Here is a 1,726-nt window from a genome sequence, read left to right as displayed (position 1 = left end):
ATTATTGATAATGTTGACGATTTGGAATCATTTTTCCTGCAGGCAATAGAAGATGGATGTGAAGGGCTTGTATGCAAATCACTGCAAAAAGATTCAATATATCAGGCTGGGAAAAGAGGGTTCTTATGGATTAAATATAAAAGAGACTATAAGTCCCATCTTGCAGATACTTTAGACCTTGTGGTAATAGGTGCTTTCTACGGTAAAGGACAGAGAGCTCAGTATTTTGGCTCACTTTTGATGGCATGCTATGACCCTGAAACAGACCAGTTTAAAACAGTATGTAAAGTAGGAAGTGGATTTACAGAAGATGATTTTGAAAAACTTGATGAGCTTTTAAAAGCCCATCAAATAAGACATAAACACCCAAGAGTAAACTCAATTTTATCTGCTGATATCTGGTATGAGCCTTATTTAGTCCTTGAAATTACGGGAGCAGAGTTAACACTTAGCCCTGTACATACATGTGCATGGGACAAAATAAAGCCAAGCAGAGGACTGGGGTTAAGATTTCCAAGATTTACAGGAAGATACAGATTTGACAAAAGACCTGAAGATGCAACAACAGAAAAAGAAATTATTGAAATGTATCAAAATCAGATAAAAATTAAAGTATAATAAATCTATTAATGTTATAAAGAGGTGTATATCATGGAAGATAAAAAATTGCAAAGTAATCCATTTATGACCAATATGAAGTACTTGCAGGATTTCAAAGAAGATACAGAATTTGAAAGGATACTAAAACTTTTAACAGTTCCTGCAAAAAGTGGAATATACATTTCCAGAATAGATATTCAAAAAATGGGTAAAGCCTTTCAGGTAGAAATTCCTGTTAGGGAAAGAAAAGAAATGCTTAAAGACCTGTTTCACTACGCAAAACAAATGGACAAAACTATTGATTTAATTCAAACATTAATTGATTATGTAAATTACAGAATAGACCAGTACAAAGAAATTGAAGAAAACTTTCCAAAAAGTAAAAAAATTACAGACAAGTGGGTAAAGCTTGCCGAAAGGACAAAAACTATACTTGAGAACATGAAAAAAGAAGCAGAAGTTCTAAAGGATGTATATTAATTATTCCACGTTTTGAACCTGCTGACGTATTTTTTCAAGTTCTGTTTTCATCTCAACTGTATATTTACTGAAGTCAGGCATTTTATTGCCCAGGGTATTTATCTCCCTGTGCATTTCCTGACATAAAAAGTCAAGTTTTCTGCCTATTGGTTCATCTAAATTTAAAAGTTGTTTAAATCTTTTTATGTGAGAATGAAGCCTTACAATTTCTTCAGTTATGTCCATTTTTTCAGCTATTATTGACGCTTCTATGAAAGCTCTTTCGGAAAACTCCTCTCCAAGAAGTTCTTTTATTTTTTCAATCATTTTATTTTTTGCTTTTTCTGTAATTTCATCTTTTCCTTTTTCTATTAGAGATAGATAGTTTTCAATTTTATTTAATCTTTCATTTATATCCTTTACAAGCTTTTCTCCTTCTATTTTCCTTTCTTTTTTCAGCTCCTGACTTGCCTTTTCCAGAGCTTCAAATATAAGATTTTTCAATTGTTCATCTGGCTCTTTTTCTTCCTGTATGTTTGAATAAAAATTTGAAGATATATCGTAAATTTTGTCATCAGATGGATTTAACTGAATTTTTTGAAGCATTTCTTTAACATTCTTTACAGCAGTTTTAAAAATATCAATATCTATAATTTCCTCTATCTTT

3 protein-coding genes are annotated in these 1,726 nt (G+C 31.3%); 2 read left to right on the top strand and 1 reads right to left on the bottom strand.

The features are described 5' to 3' along the window. Both HG1285_RS02810 and HG1285_RS02815 read left to right on the top strand, forming a co-directional pair. The coding region (locus HG1285_RS02810) for an ATP-dependent DNA ligase (protein ID WP_032497053.1) at positions 1 to 618 on the top strand (618 nt) is incomplete at its 5' end. A gap of 33 nt (positions 619 to 651) precedes the next feature. Beyond that, complete coding sequence (locus HG1285_RS02815; RefSeq protein ID WP_008289028.1) at positions 652 to 1,080, top strand: hypothetical protein; 429 nt, start codon at positions 652 to 654, stop codon at positions 1,078 to 1,080. Here HG1285_RS02815 and HG1285_RS02820 read toward each other — a convergent pair. Beyond that, positions 1,081 to 1,726 (bottom strand): DUF1732 domain-containing protein (locus tag HG1285_RS02820; RefSeq protein WP_008289027.1); only part of this gene is annotated, 646 nt, incomplete at its 5' end.

The sequence above is a fragment of the Hydrogenivirga sp. 128-5-R1-1 genome (assembly GCF_000171895.1).
Note: the sequence above shows the minus strand (reverse complement) of the source record. Positions and strands in the feature narration are given on the sequence as shown.